Source organism: Gallicola sp. Sow4_E12, from assembly GCF_052116305.1.
Classification (GTDB): domain Bacteria; phylum Bacillota; class Clostridia; order Tissierellales; family Peptoniphilaceae; genus JBQKLI01.
The window spans coordinates 83,608-102,044 of sequence record NZ_JBQKLI010000002.1; the positions used below are offsets into that span (position 1 = coordinate 83,608).

The 18,437-nt window shown below is 36.1% G+C and carries 18 protein-coding genes and 2 pseudogenes; 1 reads left to right on the plus strand and 19 read right to left on the minus strand.

What is annotated here, in order from left to right; genetic code table 11:
- Positions 1-112 precede the first annotated feature (112 nt).
- The 11 genes and pseudogenes from ACTQ46_RS01565 to ACTQ46_RS01615 all read right to left on the minus strand — a co-directional run bounded on the left by ACTQ46_RS01565 (position 113) and on the right by ACTQ46_RS01615 (position 12,622).
- Positions 113-1,024 carry a sensor histidine kinase gene (locus tag ACTQ46_RS01565; protein ID WP_441746974.1) on the minus strand — a complete coding sequence of 304 codons (912 nt, stop codon included), beginning with the start codon at positions 1,022-1,024 and terminating at the stop codon, positions 113-115.
- A 67-nt stretch (positions 1,025-1,091) separates the two neighbouring features.
- Positions 1,092-1,766, minus strand: coding sequence for a response regulator transcription factor (locus ACTQ46_RS01570; protein WP_441746976.1), 675 nt, complete (start codon positions 1,764-1,766; stop codon positions 1,092-1,094).
- An 8-nt stretch (positions 1,767-1,774) separates the two neighbouring features.
- Positions 1,775-2,998: an arginine deiminase gene (locus tag ACTQ46_RS01575; protein ID WP_441746978.1), complete on the minus strand. Its 1,224-nt coding sequence runs from the start codon at positions 2,996-2,998 to the stop codon at positions 1,775-1,777.
- A 368-nt stretch (positions 2,999-3,366) separates the two neighbouring features.
- Positions 3,367-4,554, minus strand: coding sequence for an amidohydrolase (locus ACTQ46_RS01580; RefSeq protein WP_441746980.1), 1,188 nt, complete (start codon positions 4,552-4,554; stop codon positions 3,367-3,369).
- A gap of 100 nt (positions 4,555-4,654) precedes the next feature.
- A complete protein-coding gene (locus ACTQ46_RS01585) occupies positions 4,655-5,938 on the minus strand; it encodes an MFS transporter (protein WP_441746982.1) in 1,284 nt (427 codons plus the stop codon).
- A 366-nt stretch (positions 5,939-6,304) separates the two neighbouring features.
- Positions 6,305-6,484, minus strand: coding sequence for a hypothetical protein (locus ACTQ46_RS01590; RefSeq protein ID WP_441746984.1), 180 nt, complete (start codon positions 6,482-6,484; stop codon positions 6,305-6,307).
- A 307-nt stretch (positions 6,485-6,791) separates the two neighbouring features.
- Positions 6,792-9,061, minus strand: a pseudogene (gene metE / locus ACTQ46_RS01595) (5-methyltetrahydropteroyltriglutamate--homocysteine S-methyltransferase).
- Positions 9,062-9,187: 126 nt separating this feature from the next.
- Positions 9,188-10,093 (minus strand): LysR family transcriptional regulator, encoded by a 906-nt coding sequence (locus tag ACTQ46_RS01600; RefSeq protein WP_441746986.1) that lies wholly within the window; start codon positions 10,091-10,093, stop codon positions 9,188-9,190.
- A gap of 233 nt (positions 10,094-10,326) precedes the next feature.
- On the minus strand, positions 10,327-10,995 hold the full coding sequence (locus ACTQ46_RS01605; RefSeq protein ID WP_441746988.1) for a hypothetical protein: 669 nt from the start codon (positions 10,993-10,995) through the stop codon (positions 10,327-10,329).
- Between the two features lie 12 nt (positions 10,996-11,007).
- Positions 11,008-11,724 (minus strand): DUF5058 family protein, encoded by a 717-nt coding sequence (locus ACTQ46_RS01610; RefSeq protein WP_441746990.1) that lies wholly within the window; start codon positions 11,722-11,724, stop codon positions 11,008-11,010.
- 520 nt (positions 11,725-12,244) lie between these two features.
- Entirely contained in the window at positions 12,245-12,622 is a 378-nt protein-coding gene (locus ACTQ46_RS01615; RefSeq protein ID WP_441746992.1) for an ACT domain-containing protein, read from the minus strand.
- 142 nt (positions 12,623-12,764) lie between these two features.
- Between ACTQ46_RS01615 and ACTQ46_RS01620 the strand changes: the two genes are divergently transcribed.
- Positions 12,765-13,694: an L-lactate dehydrogenase gene (locus tag ACTQ46_RS01620; protein ID WP_441746994.1), complete on the plus strand. Its 930-nt coding sequence runs from the start codon at positions 12,765-12,767 to the stop codon at positions 13,692-13,694.
- Between the two features lie 326 nt (positions 13,695-14,020).
- On the opposite strand, the gene ACTQ46_RS01625 is transcribed toward ACTQ46_RS01620, so the two are convergent.
- The 8 genes and pseudogenes from ACTQ46_RS01625 to ACTQ46_RS01660 form a co-directional block, all read right to left on the minus strand.
- On the minus strand, positions 14,021-14,437 hold the full coding sequence (locus ACTQ46_RS01625) for a DUF2188 domain-containing protein (protein WP_441746996.1): 417 nt from the start codon (positions 14,435-14,437) through the stop codon (positions 14,021-14,023).
- Between the two features lie 226 nt (positions 14,438-14,663).
- Entirely contained in the window at positions 14,664-15,056 is a 393-nt protein-coding gene (mgsA, locus tag ACTQ46_RS01630; RefSeq protein ID WP_441746998.1) for a methylglyoxal synthase, read from the minus strand.
- 15 nt (positions 15,057-15,071) lie between these two features.
- Positions 15,072-15,602: a DUF4256 domain-containing protein gene (locus ACTQ46_RS01635; protein ID WP_441747002.1), complete on the minus strand. Its 531-nt coding sequence runs from the start codon at positions 15,600-15,602 to the stop codon at positions 15,072-15,074.
- Positions 15,603-15,618: 16 nt separating this feature from the next.
- Positions 15,619-15,999, minus strand: coding sequence for a DUF4180 domain-containing protein (locus ACTQ46_RS01640; protein ID WP_441747004.1), 381 nt, complete (start codon positions 15,997-15,999; stop codon positions 15,619-15,621).
- Positions 16,000-16,071: 72 nt separating this feature from the next.
- Positions 16,072-16,521, minus strand: coding sequence for a redoxin domain-containing protein (locus ACTQ46_RS01645; protein WP_441747006.1), 450 nt, complete (start codon positions 16,519-16,521; stop codon positions 16,072-16,074).
- 73 nt (positions 16,522-16,594) lie between these two features.
- Positions 16,595-17,047: a hypothetical protein gene (locus ACTQ46_RS01650; RefSeq protein WP_441747208.1), complete on the minus strand. Its 453-nt coding sequence runs from the start codon at positions 17,045-17,047 to the stop codon at positions 16,595-16,597.
- 24 nt (positions 17,048-17,071) lie between these two features.
- A pseudogene (locus tag ACTQ46_RS01655) lies at positions 17,072-17,943 on the minus strand (FAD-dependent oxidoreductase); the annotation flags it as partial.
- A 132-nt stretch (positions 17,944-18,075) separates the two neighbouring features.
- On the minus strand, positions 18,076-18,393 hold the full coding sequence (locus ACTQ46_RS01660) for a cupin domain-containing protein (protein ID WP_441747008.1): 318 nt from the start codon (positions 18,391-18,393) through the stop codon (positions 18,076-18,078).
- Positions 18,394-18,437: the final 44 nt, after the last annotated feature.

Genomic DNA, 18,437 nt, shown 5'->3' on the forward strand with positions numbered 1-18,437 from the left:
TGTTCCAGTCTATTCTTTATCTAATCTAAGTATAAAAAAAGAGAGCATGTACTGCCTTAGATTCGGCTTACATTTTTCTCTTTTAAGTGACATTTTTGTAAGGATGAGTTTTTTATTTGTTTTGCAGCTGTTCTTCCTGTATCTTTAGACGGCAGCTTGTTCCTTGACCCCTTTTGGAATCTACACGAAGCTCAATGGAAAGCTCCTTAGAAATATCTTTGCATAAAGAAAGCCCAATGCCTGTTGATTTCTTATCGATACGTCCATTAACCCCTGTAAAACCTCTCTCGAAGATCCTTGGGAGATCTTCCTCCACGATTCCAATCCCAGAGTCTTCTATATAGATGCTGTTGTCTTTCCAGAAGATTTTTATGAGTCCTTCTTTCGTGTACTTTAAAGCATTTGAAAGAAGCTGATCGATAATAAACTTAAGCCATTTTTCATCTGTAATAAAAGAAGTATCCATCTCTTCATATTCTATGCGAATCTTTTTGCGGATAAATAAAGGGGCATACTTTCGGATAGAATCCCTAAGCACTTCGTCTAACTCTACATTTTTGAATACATAATCCGAAAATTCCGAATCAATATATAAATAAGCCAAAAGGGTGTTTACATATTCTTCGATTCTAAAAACTTCTCTTTTAACAGCAGAAGAATCTATCTCCCTATTTTCCAGCAAAAGATATAAAGCTTGTATCGGTGTTTTGATCTGATGGGTCCAGAGTCTGTAATAGTCTTCCAGCTCCTTTATTTTCTTTTGATTTTTCGAATCTTTCTTGCGAAGTCCTGCCCTTAAATACTCTATGACTTCTTCGTACTTCTTTTCTATCTCATCGGTCTTTCCAAGATGCTCTGGTATATAGTCCATTTTCTTATAAAGATCGATCTTTTCTACTCTTTTCTTTGTATTTCTATACTCGGCGATAAGCAGAATAGAAATACAAACTGTATTTAGCAAAGCTGCATAAAGCACTGCTTCTACTGGAAGTCCAAAAAATAAAAAAACGATAAAAGAAATCAAAAGAATCACCAAAAAATGAAACCACCAAGATATTCGGTTTTTTAAAAACTGTAAAAAAGTTATGGAACTATTCCTTTCCCACATAATAGCCCACTCCTTTTTTGGTATGAATAACATTCGAGGCACCGAGCTCTTTTAAAGTCTTTCTAAGCCTACCCACATTTACAGTGAGAGTATTGTCATCGATATAATAATCAGACTGCCACAGCTTTTCCATCAGCTCTTCTCTGCGGATGATCCCTTCTTGTTTTAACATTGTTTCCAATATTTTAAATTCGTTTTTTGTGAGATTTACGGTCTTTTTTTCATAGGTTACAGTCATTTCTGTTAAGTTTAAAATCAAACCTTCTTTCTCTAAAATTTCAGTTCCTTTTCCAAAATCATAGGTTCTTCGAATGAGCGCCTTGATCTTCGCCTCTAGCACCGTCAAGTCAAAAGGTTTCAGAATATAATCATCGCCGCCTAAATTCATAGCCATTACAATATTCATATTTTCCGATGCGGAAGAGATAAATACAATCGGCACTTTAGAAAGCTTTCGAATTTCCTGACACCAATGATATCCATCAAAAAAAGGCAGAGATACGTCTAATAAAACTAGATGAGGGCTGCAGTCAAAAAAGCTTTCCATCACCTTCTGAAAATCTTTTATTATAAAAACCTCATAATTCCACTGTTTCAGATTCTTTTTAATTTCCGAAGAGATAATTTCATCATCTTCTACGATCATAATTCGATGCATAACAACTCCTACAAATTTTCTCTTTCTAAGGGCATAGACATGCACCTTGGCCCGCCTCTGCCCCTGGACAATTCCGAACTGGGCATTTCCAACAATGTATAGCCTTCTTCTTTGAGCATTTCATTCGTTGCTTCGTTCCGGTCATAAACGACTAAAGTTCTTGGTGCTATAGCCAAGGTGTTTGAGCCGTCATTCCACTGCTCTCTTTGACTTGTAATATAGTCTCCTCCGGCGCAAGGGAAAAGTTTCACGTCGCCAAGCTCTAAATGGCAGGACAATATATCCGAAAGCTTCCCTGTTTCTTCCCGGATCTTAAGTTCCCTTGAAGAAACGGAACTTTTCGTTAATACAAATACTCTCAAACTGCTCATAATTCCCGGATGATATAGAAAGGCATTTTTATCGATCTGTGTAAAAACAGTATCCAAATGCATAAAAGCCCTTAGGCTTGGTATATTAAAAGCAATGATCTTTTCAACTTTCGTGTCAAAATCATAAAACAATCTCATCCCAATATCTTGTATCGCCTCGGGGGTAGTCCTTTGCGAAATTCCAATCCCGATGATTTTTTCGGAGAAATTAAAAATATCTCCCCCTTCTATCGAGAACAAATCATCCCTGCCGTAATAGAGCTTGATATCTTTAAAATCTTCATGATGCTTTATAATATAATCTCCATAGATTGTTTCACGGCTTCTTGTTGCAGAATGCATCTTGTTTATAGAAACTCCTTTGCCGATAACAGAGAAAGGATCTCTTGTAAAATAAAGATTCGGCATGGGGTTGATAATCATCTGGGTATCTCTTTTTACAACATCAACAAGACAGCTTGTTTTGCAAATCTCCAGCTCTTTGCTGCTGATGCCTTCCATTGTTTTTAGCACCAGCTCTTTCGGGTCTTTGAACGCATTAAAATACTCTAATACCAATTCCCGATAATGGGGCGCTGTAATCGAACTTTCTTTAAGGTACTGGTCTAAAAACAAATCCTTCAGTCCTGGATTTTGTTCTAATGTTTCAGCCATTAAATCCTCTAGGCAGAGAGTTTCCACAGAATGGCCCTCTAAAATCCTTCTAAATATTTCATGCTCTTCTTGAGCCTTTTTTAAATAAGGTATATCATCAAATAAAAGTTCTTCCAGTGTCGACGGTGTTAAATTCAGAAGCTCTCTTCCTGGCGGATGAACTAATACTCTTTGTAATCTTCCTATTTCGTTTTGAACCTTTAACATATCGATCTCTCTCCTTCACGTCCATGTTTACATCTAATGATACTATACCCCGAATTTAAAACAAAATAAAAGACCTGCAGATTGCAGGCCGTAATTTTTAATAAAGAGTGTGAAAATGAAGAGTAAAAGAGTGGAGTTATAGTGGAAAAGAGAAAATCCATCGCCTTTCTTTTCTATAAAATAATCCTGCAAGTTTTAAACCTTGTTCCTCGAAGAAGCTTTTTATAAAAATAAGAGAGAACGATCTTCCTATGTCCATTTATCTGTTTGTAGAAAGACTGATATCTTTTTAGTTTTCTATCTATACAGTTTCTCGTTAAAAACATTCACAAACGAACAAAACGAACGCCTGACCCCGTTTTCACTTTTTAATCTGCTTCTCCATTCAAAAAGTCTAAAGCAAACTGAACGTGATAAGCTGCTCCGTATTTTAATGCGTCTTCATCTACTTTAAAACGCTCATGATGAGGGAAATATACGGATTCTTTTTCCTCATTATAGATTCCTAAGAAGGCGTAGCATCCTGGGCTTTTCTGTAGATAAAATGGCATATCTTCTGAACCCATATTTCTATCAAACTCAATGCGTTTTCCTTCTCCGAAGACTTTGTCTCCTGATTTTTGTGCCATAAGAGCAAGTTTTTCATCATTAAAAAGACTTAATGCACTTTCTTCGATATTTACATCTACCTGAACTTCATACATCTCAGCAATGGCTTTTGCATGTCTTCGTATTCCTGCATGAAGGGCTTCCCTTGCTTCCTGATCAAAATATCTCATAGAAATATCCAGCTCTGTATATTTTGATACAACATTCGCCTTTGTTCCTCCATGGAAGCGGCCCACATTTAAAACACAGGCTTGCTGAGGATCTACGTTTTTAGCAATAATGCTTTGAATATCTGTTACAAACATCGCAGCTGGATGAATCGTATCTTTTGCTAAATGAGGGGCAGAACCATGTCCTGATACTCCCTCGAACTTTACATAAATCGTATCGCAGCCTGCCATTCGATAGCCGGGCGTCATGTCGAAGGTGCCTATAGGAAGCTTTTTATCTTTAAAGAATGTAAATACATGCATACCAAAAGCCGCATCGACTCCTTCCATTCCGCCAGCTTCTACGATTAGTTTTGCTCCAGTAAAGGTCTCTTCTCCTTCTTGGAAAAAGAGTCTCACCTCTCCAGGCAGTTCCTCTTTCATTTCAGAAAGAATACGGGCAGCTCCTAAAAGCATCGCCGTATGAGCATCATGTCCGCAGGCATGGGCATTGCCTTTGATCTCAGATTTAAAGTCTACATCCGCCTGTTCCAACACTGGAAGTGCATCTGTATCGGCTCGGAGTGCTACAACTTTGCCTTTTCCTTCATTAATTGTAGCGATCAAAGAGGTATTTCCCGCTTTTCTGTAAGGAATACCCAGTTTATCCAGTTCTCTCATGATTTTCTTTTGAGTTTCAACTTCCTGACCGCTTAATTCCGGATTGCGATGAAGCTCTCTTCTAAAATCAATGATATAGGATTCGATATTTTTTGCTTTTTCTATTGTACTTGTCATAAAAACCTCCTTTATTCCTGTTACATGTCTTTCTATAATTATACCCCATAAAAAAATGAGCAATCTTTAAAAACAGACTGCTTATTAAATATAATGCATTTTATTTGCTTTTGTAAATATTTTCAGCATTTGTTTCTGTTGTAAAGAACGAGGCAGCAGTTGAAATAATCATAACGGCAATGAAGATAAAAAATGCATTTAAATACCCTTCTAGATTATTTCCTAGTGCATCCAGACGATTCCCCATAAGTACAGGTATAATCGCTGTCCCTGCAAAACCAACACAGTTTACAACACCTGTTGCAATCCCTGGCAGCCCTCTATCATTGCTTTCATTCGACATCGTCCAGGTTAAGGTAAAACCTGTCATAATAAATCCTAAAACAAATAGTAAAGCTCCCATAGCAATTACATTTGGTATATTAACATATAAATACATCAGCCATAATACTAATGTAGCAACTTCAGTTAGAATTAATACAATTTTTCTCTTCTTTAGTTTGTCTGAAAAAGAGCCGATGACAAGTCCACCCACAGTGGAACCAACAACAGATGCAATGATCAAATTCGATGCTGTCTCTTGGGAATATCCGTATTTAACCGATAGAAACGCTCCGCCGAAAGTTCCCAAAAGAATAACATAACCTGTATAAAGTCCTACAAACGCAAGAGATAAAACCCAAGTTTTCGGATTGCTTAATACGGATTTTAAAGCTTTGCCTATAGTAATTCTTTTTGCCGCAGGGTTTGGCGCAGGTCTTCCTTCCAGCTCTTCCATGCTTGGAAGACCCATTTCTGAAGGATCATTCTTTACAAAAATCCAAGTTAAAATAGCAAAGACAAGCATAATAACACCCATGCCGATAAAAGTTGCTCTCCATCCGATTCTCTGAGATACAATCAACAGAGGCGTTTGTGCCAAAAGAGCACCTAAATTAGCCGTCAATCCAACCATACCCATCATAAAAGCCAGCTGTTTTGCATAAAACCAGCGGGACTGTATTTTTATAATGCATACAAAAACTACGGATACACCGACACCAACCATAAAACGACCTGCATAGGCAAGATAAAGATTCGGTGAAAATCCAAATAGCATTGACCCTAATGCTGCTAATATCGAAAAGTAAGTAACTGTTTTCTTTGGACCTAATGTATCAGCGAATACCCCTGATGGAATCTGCATTATAAAATATGCATAAAAGTACATGGAGCTGATCATCGCAAACTCCGAGGCGCCAATACCGAACGAATTCTCTAATGCTGGTCTTACGACTCCTGCTGCCATTTTATGGAAGGCAACAAAGGTATACATTAACGCTAGTATCCCCCACACCAACCATCTATATCTCTCAACTTTCTTTCTTTGTTCTGGCGCTGCCATAAACCCTCCTTTTATCAATGCTAAAAATCAATTATGAGATTTTTATACATTTTTTTGATTCGATCCTAAAGAAAGTATATCCGTTTCTTTAAGCTACAGTATCGTTAATTTAATATATAGACGAAGAAACGAACCTCTGATCCCCCTAGTATCTGTGATTGCATTATCATACCATAGTTTTTCATATAAAAAAAAGATGAGTTTTAATACTTTAGTTATACTAATTCCTTCAAGTTTATACTGTTATCATTGATGCTAAAGATTCATCTAAAGTATTTTAAAACTCTTGAATCTTACTTTCTACAACCTTTATATTCTCACAAAAAAAGAATTGAATATTCTCCAATTCCTTCTATCCTTCTATTCCTATGTTCTTCCTTTTGATAAACCTATTATAATAAGAATTAACGCGGCTCCTAAAAGTAGAATCAGCAATAATATCGGTATTTCGAAAAAATATTTATGAATCGATACCATTAAAAGTTCTAAAAAAATCCCTCCTGCTAAATAATCATTCATAACAAACTTTTTATTTCTTTTTCTCACTCTATCATCACCTCATCTTCAGAAATTCTTTATAGACTTATATACTATAACTGAAACAAAACTCTTTTGCATCTAAAATCGATTAAATCCATGTAAAGTTGACAGTATCATTGAACTTCTGGTGATGAAAGTGATTTATCTTTAAATACCTTTGAATCGCTATTTTTGTAAGAATAAATGGTACTAAGGTTTTGATCTATACCGTTTTTTATGTTATCTAGAAAAGTTCTCCTTTGCATTATAAAAAAGGAAAGTGCTTTTCTTTTGCACTTTCCTTCTTTGCTGAAAACATTCTGCCGCAGTTCTCTTAATATTCTTCTCTTAATTCCTTTGCTGCTTTTACTAAATTCTTAAGACTTGGTATTGTTTCTTCTACTCCTCTTGTTTTCAGTCCGCAGTCCGGGTTCACCCATACTTTCTCTTTTGGAATTCTTTGTATTGTCTTTTCGATTACTCTTTTTATTTCTTCTACAGAAGGAACCCTAGGCGAATGGATATCATATACTCCAGGACCGACTTCTGTTTTAAAATGATTTTCTTTAAGTGCCTCTAGAATCTCTAAGTTCGAACGAGAAGCTTCGAAAGTGATCACATCCGCATCCATATTGTCTATTGCGATAATAATATCTGTAAATTCGCTATAGCACATATGTGTGTGTATCTGCGTTTCTTTCTGTACCCCGCTATGGACAAGACGGAAGGCTTTTATCGCCCAGTCAAGGTATTCCCTATCCCATTGCGTTTTTCTTAATGGAAGTTTTTCCCGAAGAGCTGCTTCATCTACTTGTATGATAGAAAGTCCTGCTTTTTCTAAATCAAGCACTTCATCTCGTACTGCAAGAGCAATTTGAATAGCAGACTCTTCTAAGGAAATGTATTCTCTAGGAAAGGACCAGTTTAATATCGTTACAGGTCCTGTGAGCATTCCCTTTAAAGGTCTTTTCGTTAAAGATTGTGCATAAGTCGACCATTCCACAGTGATCGGTTTTTCTCTGGAAATATCTCCCCATACAATCGGCGGCTTTACACATCTTGTTCCATAGGACTGAACCCATGCTTTTTCTGTAAAACATAACCCTTTAAAGATTCTCCGAAGTATTCCACCATGTCGTTTCGTTCAAATTCTCCATGAACGAAGACGTCAAGACCGATCTCTTATTGGATAGCGATCCATTCTTGGATTTTTCTTTGATTAAAGGAAATATACTCTTCTTTAGAAATAACTCCTGTGCGATACTCTTTGCGATTTTTCTTTACATCTTTTGTCTGAGGGAAAGAACCGATCGTTGTCGTTGGAAATAAAGGAAAATCAAACTGCTGTTTTTGTATTTTTTCTCTTTCGAAAAAATCAGACTTTCTCGAAAAATCTTCTTCTGTTATAGAAGAGACTCTCTTTTGGACAGCATCATCCTTGCAGTCTCTCTCCTCTTTGAATAAATCCTTATTTTCCTTATACGCTTCGGATTTTTTTGCTTCTTCTAAAGATGAGATTTCAGCTAGGTCCTTTAATTCTTCCAGCTTCTCTAAGGCAAAAGAGAAATGTTTTGTAATATCCTTTGATAAGCTTTTCTCCGCTTTTACGCTAAAGGGGACATGAAGCAGAGAGCAGGAAGTATTAATCACAATAGTTTCCGCTATTTTAGAACATACTTTAAGAATCTCTAAAGATTTTTCATAAGAATTTTTCCAAATATTTTTGCCATTTATAATTCCTGCAAAAAGCGTTTTTCCTTTTGGAAAACCGTAAGCTTTTAATAATTCTAAACTCTTTTTTCCTTCTATAAAATCCAGCCCGATCCCGTCAAAGGGAAACTCGATAACTTCTTTATAGCAGTCTCTTATATCTCCAAAATACGTTTGTAAAATGAATTTTAAATTTACTTTTTCTTTTAACAACTCTTGATAGATTTTAGAGAATAGTTCTTTATCTTCTTGAGATAGGTCTAAGACTAAAGAAGGTTCATCCAACTGCAGCCATTCGATCCCGATTTCTTCGGCTTTTTTTAGAAGATCCGCATATACTTTTGTTAAGTCGGGGATAATTTTGTCCAAATCAGCCCCTTTTTCTACTTTCGAGATCTTAAGGAATGTAAAAGGTCCCGTTAAAACAGATTTTGTTTCAACACCAGCTTTTTTAGCCTCTAAATATTCCTGAAATATTTTTTCTCCTTTAAGCTTAATCTCTGTATCTTTGTCGATCTCAGGAACCATATAATGATAATTCGTATTAAACCATTTTCTCATACTTAGAGCTTTTACATCTCCCTCTATTCCTTGATAACCCCTTGCCATAGCAAAATATGTATCGAGTAAAGACAGATTCAAATCTTGATATCTCTTTGGAACGATATTAAATAATACAGATGTATCTAAGACCGTGTCGTAATAAGAAAAGTCATTAGAAGAAATAGAATCGATACCCTTCTCCTTTTGAAAATTCCAGTGTTTTTTTCTAAGATCTCTAGCTTGTTCTTCCAGATCCTCTGCGTCTATCTCTTTTCTAAAGTACTTTTCCGATGCAAATTTTAATTCTCTGCTTTCGCCGATTCTGGGAAAACCAATGATCGATGTTTTCATATTCAAATCTCCTCTCTTGAAGAATTTTTTATTCTTCAAATAATAAATTCATAATAGTATCTATTAGGTTCTTTGAATAATACATAATAATCATGCTTTGTTATAGCTTTTTTCTATGGCTAACTTTTAAAACTTACTCGTATGAATCCTTAAAGCTTTCATATAAGCTTTCCCATATCGGCTTAGCACCATATTCTTTTTTGTAATCACTCCTATTCGTATATACTCCTCTACCATCAACGGTTTTGCTATAATATGGGCTCCGTTTAGCTCTTTGCTTATAATTCCAGAACTTACTGTATAGCCGTTGAGTCCTACTACAAGATTAAATAAAGTCGCCCGATCTCTTACCTTAATATTTTTATTGCGGTCTAATGTGCTTAATATTTCTTCCGAAAAATAAAAAGAATTATACTCCCCCTGTTCAAAGGATAGATAAGGATAGTCTTCAAGATCCTTTAAACTAAGAGTTTCTCTTCCTGCTAAAGGATGGTTCGAATTAATAAAAACATGAGGTTTTGCCACTAAAAGTTCTTCAAAAACGAGATCGTTTTTCTTTAAGAGCTTCATAATAATCTCTTCGTTTTTTGAAGAAGTATATAAAATCCCGATCTCGCTGATAAGCCTTTGCACATCTTCTATAATTTCGTATGTTTGTGTCTCTCTTAAAGTATAGTCGTATTTATTTCCTCCAAATTCCCGTATCACATCTACAAAGGCATTTACTGCAAAAGAATAATGCTGGCAGGATACTGAAAATCTTGTACTGTGGTCCGTTCGGTTTAAATATTTCTCTTCTAAAAGATTTGCCTGTTCGATTACTTGTCTTGCATAAGCTAAAAACTCATCCCCGTCATTCGTGATGGTAATCCCTCTGTTTGTACGATGAAAGATTTTAATTCCCATCTCTTTTTCCAGCTCTTTAATTGCATTCGTAAGACTTGGCTGAGAAATAAAAAGTTCCTTAGCCGCTTCGCTGATGGTTCCTTTTTCAGCTACTGTGATAATATATTTTAACTGCTGTAATGTCATAACATGATTCCCTTCTTTTCTTATCCTTCTCAGTAGGAAAGATTAGCCTTCTATTTCTTTCCATTTCTTTGGAGAACTATTTATATTATATGTAATAAGGCTATAAGATACCAATCTTTCAATTCAAATCCTGTCATTTTCCTTTATGCTCCTGGGGTTTTATAACACTAAAAAAGACAGCGCAGGTGTTGAATCGCCTGTACTGTCTTTTCTCATTTCCGATTTTATTTTTATTAAGCTTTTCCTTTTTCCATAAAGATTCCTATCGCCATCGTACCAAACACTGCTACTAATGTAGTTAAGAAGGATGGTGTAATTCCTTTTTGTGATAATATCGTCAACACAATAGATATTGCTAAAGCGATAGGTGCCAGTTTCAACTTTGCTATTGCAAACTGTACAAACAACGCTCCAAAAAGTGCCGGCAATAAAAAGTTTAATGCTGATAGAACATTTTCAGGAAGCAAGGATAAGATCGCATTTCCAGCGAACACACCTGCTGCAAGTATAACGATATTTACAACGACTGAAACAGCCATACCGATCGTCGCAACAATCGTTCCTTCATGCGTTCCCGGTTCATATCCCGTTGCATTTTGTGCTGCCGTAGCAGATGGAACTCTAAGGTTTGAAATGTTTCCTGTTATAAATGCCAGATAGTTTCCAGGCACCCCTAATATCGGGAAGTAAGAGATCGGCTCTATGATCCAAATAACACCAACTGCCCCTGCGATATTAATAAATGCTTGCCCTACCGCTCCCCAAGGGGGAATAATTCCATAAAATGCCGCTAAGACTAAAGCAGGTCCGAAAGAAACTAATACTCCCAATAAACTAGTCAATTTACCAAGTTTAATAATCTCCGGTATATAAACACCTTCAAAATAATTATTTTTATCCATTTTGTATCCTCCTTAGCTTGCTATTACTGCGATGATCATACCGCCAAAAAGCGCTATAGCAAGTGCCCATTCTTTTAGCCATCTAGGTGCTTTTCCGCTTTTTTCAAACATCGATAATCCCAACATTATCGCAGCACCTGCAATAGCTGCCACTGTGTTTGCATTCATCGATAATAGATGCGGTGCTACTAAAGCACCGAATGCTCCAAGCAAAGCTGATGTTGATATAATACCAACAATAGCTGCATTTCCTTTTGTAAATTTGTCCTGAATCTTACTCATCTTGTCCGTTGTTAGACCAGACATAATGATCCATCCGATAGAACCTAAGATCATGGTCCAAACAGCCGTTCCGAGAGCTGCTTCTGTCATAGGGTCAACGCCCAGCTGAACACCTGTCGCACCGGTACCAAAACCTGCTGCCATCATTTCAAACATCAGTGACCCTATAAAGGAAAGTCTCATCCATGCCATAGGCCCTCCGATGGTTACCATTAGAGCCAACACCCCTGATAAAATTACTATAGACGGTCCGATTGATGTAATAAATGCTGATCTTCTTGCACTTTTTATCTGCTCCTCTGTAATCCCCAGCTCTTTGCCTGCAGTGATTGATTTTTTATAAAATATAAATGCCTGTACTAAAGCCAGCGCAATTGCTATCCCAGCTGCCAGCCACATCGGAAAGCTGTTCGCAATCCCCATTACTCTGTCATGTTCTGCTCCCATAATATCCTCCTTGGATTTTAAAATCGGAAATTTTGCTGAAGTGGATTTTCGTACTCCAAATTCTTATGAAACATACTTTAATTCATATCCTATTCTTCAAGCAGCTTTCTGCTGTTTTGACTATGCCTCTGTACATTCTTAGATCCCTTGGACTATGGATACCTTTTCCCGCCCCTCCGAAAGCGGTTTCATCATAGCTCTAAATCTGCCTATCTTCCTGTACTACAAGGATATGACTGAATTTATAAGCTCAATTTTTATACTAAGTTAACGTTTTTACAATCCTTAAGGCAGCTGCTTCTTGAATATATTAGTATTATAGATAAATCTAAAGTCTTTGTCAATTTACTAAGATAAATCAATTACATAAATAACAATTTAAAAGCTATCACTAATCTCCTTTCTTTCATATGCCAAAACATTCTCCAGCTTGATCTTAGCAGTCCTTGTCTTAAAATTACAGGGATAACCTTCCTTTATTTATAAAAATATTGTGAAAGATCTTATCCCCTTTCTAAATTTATAAGCATTCCCTTTTTATTTTATACTGTCCCTTTTCTAATGAGAGTACCGCAAGCTCTAAATCTTCTTCTTTTACAAAGATATAATCTGTATTGTAAGTTGAAACTACAAAAATCCCAATATTCTCATCGTATAATATTTTGGAAATCCGATATAATATTCCCTTCAGACTAAAATCCAGAACACCTTCTATCTTGAGTCCCCTCCATCCCTTTTCTTTTTGGATAACATTCTTTGGAATATCTTTGATTCTGCATAACAAAGATTTTTCATCCGTTGTTTGTGCTGTAAATATATACTCTCTTTCAAAATCTACTTGAGAATAATCCTCTACTTGGCACACTGAAAATTCATTCTTCAAAACAAGTAGTTCCATATCATTTCTCCTTTTTGTTCTATTATATCTCTATTTGTTCCATTTATCCGACTTCGTCATTGATAATCGATTTCATTGACTCTTCCTCTTTATAATGATAGGATGATCCTAGGATTATCTAGCAAAAACAGGAGGTTTTCTAATGTTTAAAACGAATAAAATATCAGTTATTGGTGCGGGATTTGTAGGATCTGCTATCACATTCAGCTTAACAGAAAGCGGTATGGCTTCGGATATTGTACTTGTAGATATCAACGAAGATAAAGCAAAAGGGGAATCGATGGATATATCTCATGGAGCTGCTTTTGTTCGAAGTGTAGATCTTAGGGCCGGCAGCTATCCAGATACTAAAGATTCTGATTTAGTTATTATTACTGCAGGTGCCAGTCAAAAAGAAGGAGAAACACGCTTAGATTTAATTGAGAAAAATGTGAAAATTTTCAAAGAAATGATTCCGGAAATTGTGAAATACTCTCCAGATGCGATTCTACTCGTAGTTTCAAATCCAGTTGATGTACTCTCGTATGTCACTTGGAAATTATCCGGACTCTCCTCCAACCATGTTTTAGGAAGCGGAACTGTTCTTGACTCCTCCCGCCTTCGCCATGTTCTTTCTGAACGTTTCGATATCGATGCCAGAAATGTTCATGCCCATATCATGGGAGAACATGGGGATAGCGAATTTCCTATGTGGTCTGCAGCTTCTGTTGGAAGTATGCGTTTAGATTATTTTGCAAAAGAACATGGATGTGCTTTAGAAGAAATAAAAAAAGAAATTACCAAAGAAGTAAAAAACAGTGCCTACCAAATCATTGAAAAGAAAGGCTACACAAACTACGCCGTCTCTTTAGCTGTACGAAGAATTGCCGAAGCCATCTTAAGGGATGAACACTCTATTCTTTCTGTATCTTCCTATGATGAAAATGAAGGAATCTATTATTCTGCCCCTACTGTAGTTGGTCGAGAGGGAAAACACTACACTGTGGTTCCGGAAATGAATGAAGAAGAAAAAAGAAAACTTGAAAAAACTATACAGGTTATAAAAGAAGCTGTTGAAAAAACAGGATTATAAAAGAAAGAGTGAAGCATGGAGTTAAGAAAGAAATCGGAGGTACGCCCTTTTTCTTTTGTGTGAAAGATAAATTACGAATGCTTTATACCCTCTTTAGAAAAGTTATGCATTTCACTTTCTAGATAAAGATTAAGATGTTAATCATTATATACATCAGCATTTCTATTTAAAGAAACGCTGATGTATTTTTTTAATGTGTGAATAATTTTTACTGTCGGCTTTCCTGGTTATGGTAAAGTCGATACTTTTTTTAATCTCAAAAGAAACACGTTCCATATTTCTCTCTTAACTCCCCTCTATAATACTTCATACTGTTTCAACGCTCTTTACTCCTTCTTTTTATGAGAGATAACATCTTTTTCTCTATTTTCTGCAATATGTTCGGCTCGTTCTATTGCTTCTTTTTTTGTCTTATGAAGAGAGTCCGCTTGTTTTGCTCCTTTGGACTTTACTTCCCACATTTTTTCATCCTCACGGTAACGGACTTCTACATCTTTGTTCATATATTTTGGTCCGTCCCCATCTGCTTTGTGTTTTGTAATATCTTTCTTTTTCAAATCCTTAAGCTCTTCTTCAGATGCGTCTTTTACCCATTCCTTCGCTTGCTTCGTAGCAATAGGTATAGCTTGGCCTTCTTCATACCCTTCTTTAATCATTGCGTTGGCGATATCAATTGCTTTTCTCCGAGTTTCAGGATCAAAGTTTTTCCAAGAATCTGGATAATCTTTTTCTGTCCAAGGCATATGTATCCCTCCTAAATCTTTATTCCTTTATCTTTTAATTAATAAGCTCGCTGTCAAAACACCCATCCTATAGCCCTCTTTAAGTAAAAATTGTGTTATAACCTTTTATTTTGCTGGATTATATATTTTATTCACAAAAGACTATGAAGTGATACAATTCTTTTCCCAAGAGCGGTAAAACACCGTTCTTGGCTGGAAACGAAGGGCTGCACTCTGTTTAAACCTCTTACTTAAAAGGATCACTGTCGAAATAGCCTTCTTTTAAACCTCTTAAAAGTGCAGATGCCGTTCCTAAATTCGTTGCTAGAGGAGTATTATGAACATCGCATAATCTTATCAAGGCGCTTACATCCGGTTCATGAGGCTGCACTGTCAAGGGATCTCTTAAAAAGATTACAAGATCCATTTCTCCTGTAGAAATCAGAGCGCCGATCTGCTGATCTCCTCCTAAGGGACCAGAATTAAAACGATGGATTTCAAGCCCAGTTGCCTCCATAATTCTTAAACCTGTCGTTCCAGTCGCATATAATTTATATTTTTCTAAAACTTCTTTATAGGCAATGGCCAAGTCTACAATCTGCCCTTTCTTTTCGTCATGAGCAATTAATGCAATATTCATAAGACTCCTCTTTCCTTACACTCTTAGTATCCCGCGAAAACCTCTGGAGCTGTAAAAAGATTCTGCTCCATTATGATAAATAAAAACATGATCGTATCTGCAGTCCCCAAAAACCGCTCCCCCAAGCTTTCGAATTTCTTCCGGTGTTTTAAGCCAGCTGGAAGATTTTAAATCTACCTTTTCCTTCTCCTGAAGCATACGATATTGCCCTTCAGTCAAAATTTCGATGCCAAGCTCCCTTGCCATGGAAACAGGATTCCCCTCAGGATATACTTTCTTTTTATTTCTTTTTTCTTCTCCTTCTAGATCATAAGTAATTTTTCTTCTGCCAGAAGGTGTTTCGATAGAAAAGTCGCAGAATAAATATTCCCCTGTATTTTCATCAATTCCCATAACATCCGGCTCTCCTCCTGTCTCTTCCATTTTTTGAAGAGAAAGAAGTTTGCCCTTTTGTTTTAAAAGTCTCTCTTCCACCGTTTTCCACTCTATCTCTTCATGACGGTAGGAGTGCTCTTCGAAACGCTTTTGTAAAATTTCTAAAATCACAGATGTACTCCCTTTCTTAAATCTCTTCAAGCTTTTTTATCGCTTCTTCTAAAGATTCAGCGAAAAAGAAATATGCGTCTTGATTGTTTTCTTCTGCAAATCTCTTAAAAGACTGTCGATCATAAGCTGAAAAATCTCCGCATATAGCTATTTTTATTTGATAGTTTACTGATTTTTGAAGAACTTCTTCTGCTAATCCTGTATCCAAATCAAAAAACTCTTCTGCAATCATCTCTTTATCGATGACCATCTTTTCCGTGTCCGTTTCGTAGCTCACATTAATAATCAGATCCAGCGCGGATTGTCCTTCAAAAACGACAACTTCATCACAGCAGACTTCAGCAATCGGTCCTTTAAAAGTTCCGATTGTTTTAATGATAATCTCTGGACTCTTCATCTCTCTACCCTTAACCCTCTCTGTCTTTTATATGTACAAAAAGAGGAGTGGAAAATTTCCACTCCCGAAATTTTAAATATTCTCTAAGACTTCTTCAATGGAAGGAAGTTCTGATAACTCATATTTTTTAATCCACGCAATTTTTCCATCTTCATCTATTAATAGATTTGCTCTTTCGCTTGTTCCTAAATCTGTATTAAAAAGATCATAATCTTTTGCCATTTGTCCTTTTGGTTCAAAGTCTGCTAAGATTTTAATATTTTCAAGACTTAATCCCTTTGCCCAAATGCTTTTTGTCGGCTGAGCATCTACTGATATTCCTAAGACTTCAGAAACGCCTTTTTCTTTTATTTTATCAAAATGACTTTCTAAGGCTCTCATTTGATCTGTACATACAGAAGTCCATGCTAATGGATGAAAAGATATTAACACTTTCTTCCCTTGTAATTTCGATAACTGAACTTTTTCCCCTGATTGATCTTCTAATGTGAAATCAGGTGCTTTATCCCCAACTTTTAACATAATAGTTCCTCCATTTTATTTTGTTATTTTCTTAATCTTTTTATACCCATCTATTCAAATAAAATAACTGCCGCTAGTTTTTAAATAAATCATTTAAAGCTTCTGTCATCGTAGGATGGGTATAGATATTGTCTCTCAAAACGGTATATTCTGCTTCCAAATCCATAGCAAGCTTTACAGTATTGATCATTTCGTAAGATTCTTCGCAAAGAAGCATCGCTCCCAAAATCTTCCCTGTGCTTGGATCAACAAGGGCTTTTAGTATTCCTTCCGGACTGTCCAAGACTCTGGCTTTTGGAATAGCAGCAGCCTGTATTTTAAAGAGCTGATATTCTATACCTTGTTCTTTTGCTTCCTTTTCATTTATCCCAACCCTAGAAAAACTAGGAGTGGTAAATACAGAATAGGGCACATTTTTACGTTTTTCTAAATTATACTCTCCCTTTTCAAGTACAGCAAATCGAACAATACGGTAATCATCTAGAGAGATATAGGTAAATTGAAGGGAGCTTGCTACATCACCCATAGCCCAGATATTGTCTGCTGTTGTTTTATAATGTTTATCAACTTTTATAAGACCTCTATCTGTAACTTCTACATTTGCTTTTTCTAGATTCAATGTTTCGATATTTGGTCTTCTTCCTGTTGCAAGCAGTATTTTCGTTTGTTCTATAGAAAAACGATCATCCTCTTTTTCATAGTAAAGAGTGTCTGCCTCAACATTTTTCGCTCTTGCTCCGCTGATGATTTTAATGCCTTTATTTTCAAGAATCTCACGGATCGTTTCTGCAATATCTGTATCTTCTCTCTTTAAAAACTCCTCAGAGCTGTCTATACGGTGACTTCGCTTCCAAAGGAAGCATACATTGAAGCAAATTCCAATCCGATATATCCGCCGCCGACAATCGTCAATCTACGCGGAAGATCTTCCAAGTCCATCAGTGATTCGCTGGTAAATACATTCGGATTTCCTTCTATCCCGTCTATTGAAGGAATAAAAGGATAAGCACCCGTGTTGATAAAGATCTTTTCTCCTTCCAGCCTCTCTTCATTATTATCCGTAGAAACGCAAACTGTATGCTGATCTATAAAGGCTGCTTCTCCATTGATAATATCTATATTTTCTAAAGAATCCAGCTTATCGAAGTTCTTTTTCCGAAGCATTGCGGTCATATTGTTCTTTTCTTCAACCGCCTTTTTATAAAAGTCTGCTTTTATATTGAAGTCTCCATCTTTTAAAACTGCCAGCTCTGCGTTTTTTACCAAAGATTTAGATGGAAGACATCCAACATTGATGCAGGTTCCGCCATACATTTTAGCTGATTTTTCAATTAGGGCAACTTTTTCTCCAGATTTTGCTAAATCCGCAACTAATGTCTTTCCCCCTTTTCCAAAACCGATAATTATTGAATTATATTTCATAAATACTCCTTTCGTGAGAATTTATATACTCAAACTGTTTATTATATACCCGATCTTCTACATGAAAAACGATTTAACTTATTCTTCTTTTATTACAAAAAAACTAAGTGCTTGCAAGCACTTAGTTTTTGATTATTGCTTTTCTGGAGCCGGAGCTTTCACTACAATCAGTTCCAGCTGCTCTTCATGAAGGTTTGTCACGTTCATTTTTATATCTTTAGGAATATTTAGTAGAGTTCCAGCTCTATACTCATGAGTTTCTTGATCATCAAGACCGATAGACAACGTTCCTTTTACAACAGTCATATACACATTTGAATTAGAAAAATGTTCTGGAAGCCCTTCATTTTTATTAAACAGCATATGAAGATAATGAATATTTTCGTCATACACCACTTTTTGAATCATCTTCTCCTCGCTGTACTCTAGCGGAAAAACTTTTTCAATCATACACTCTCTCCTTAAATTCAATGGCTATTCTTGCTTTTAATCAA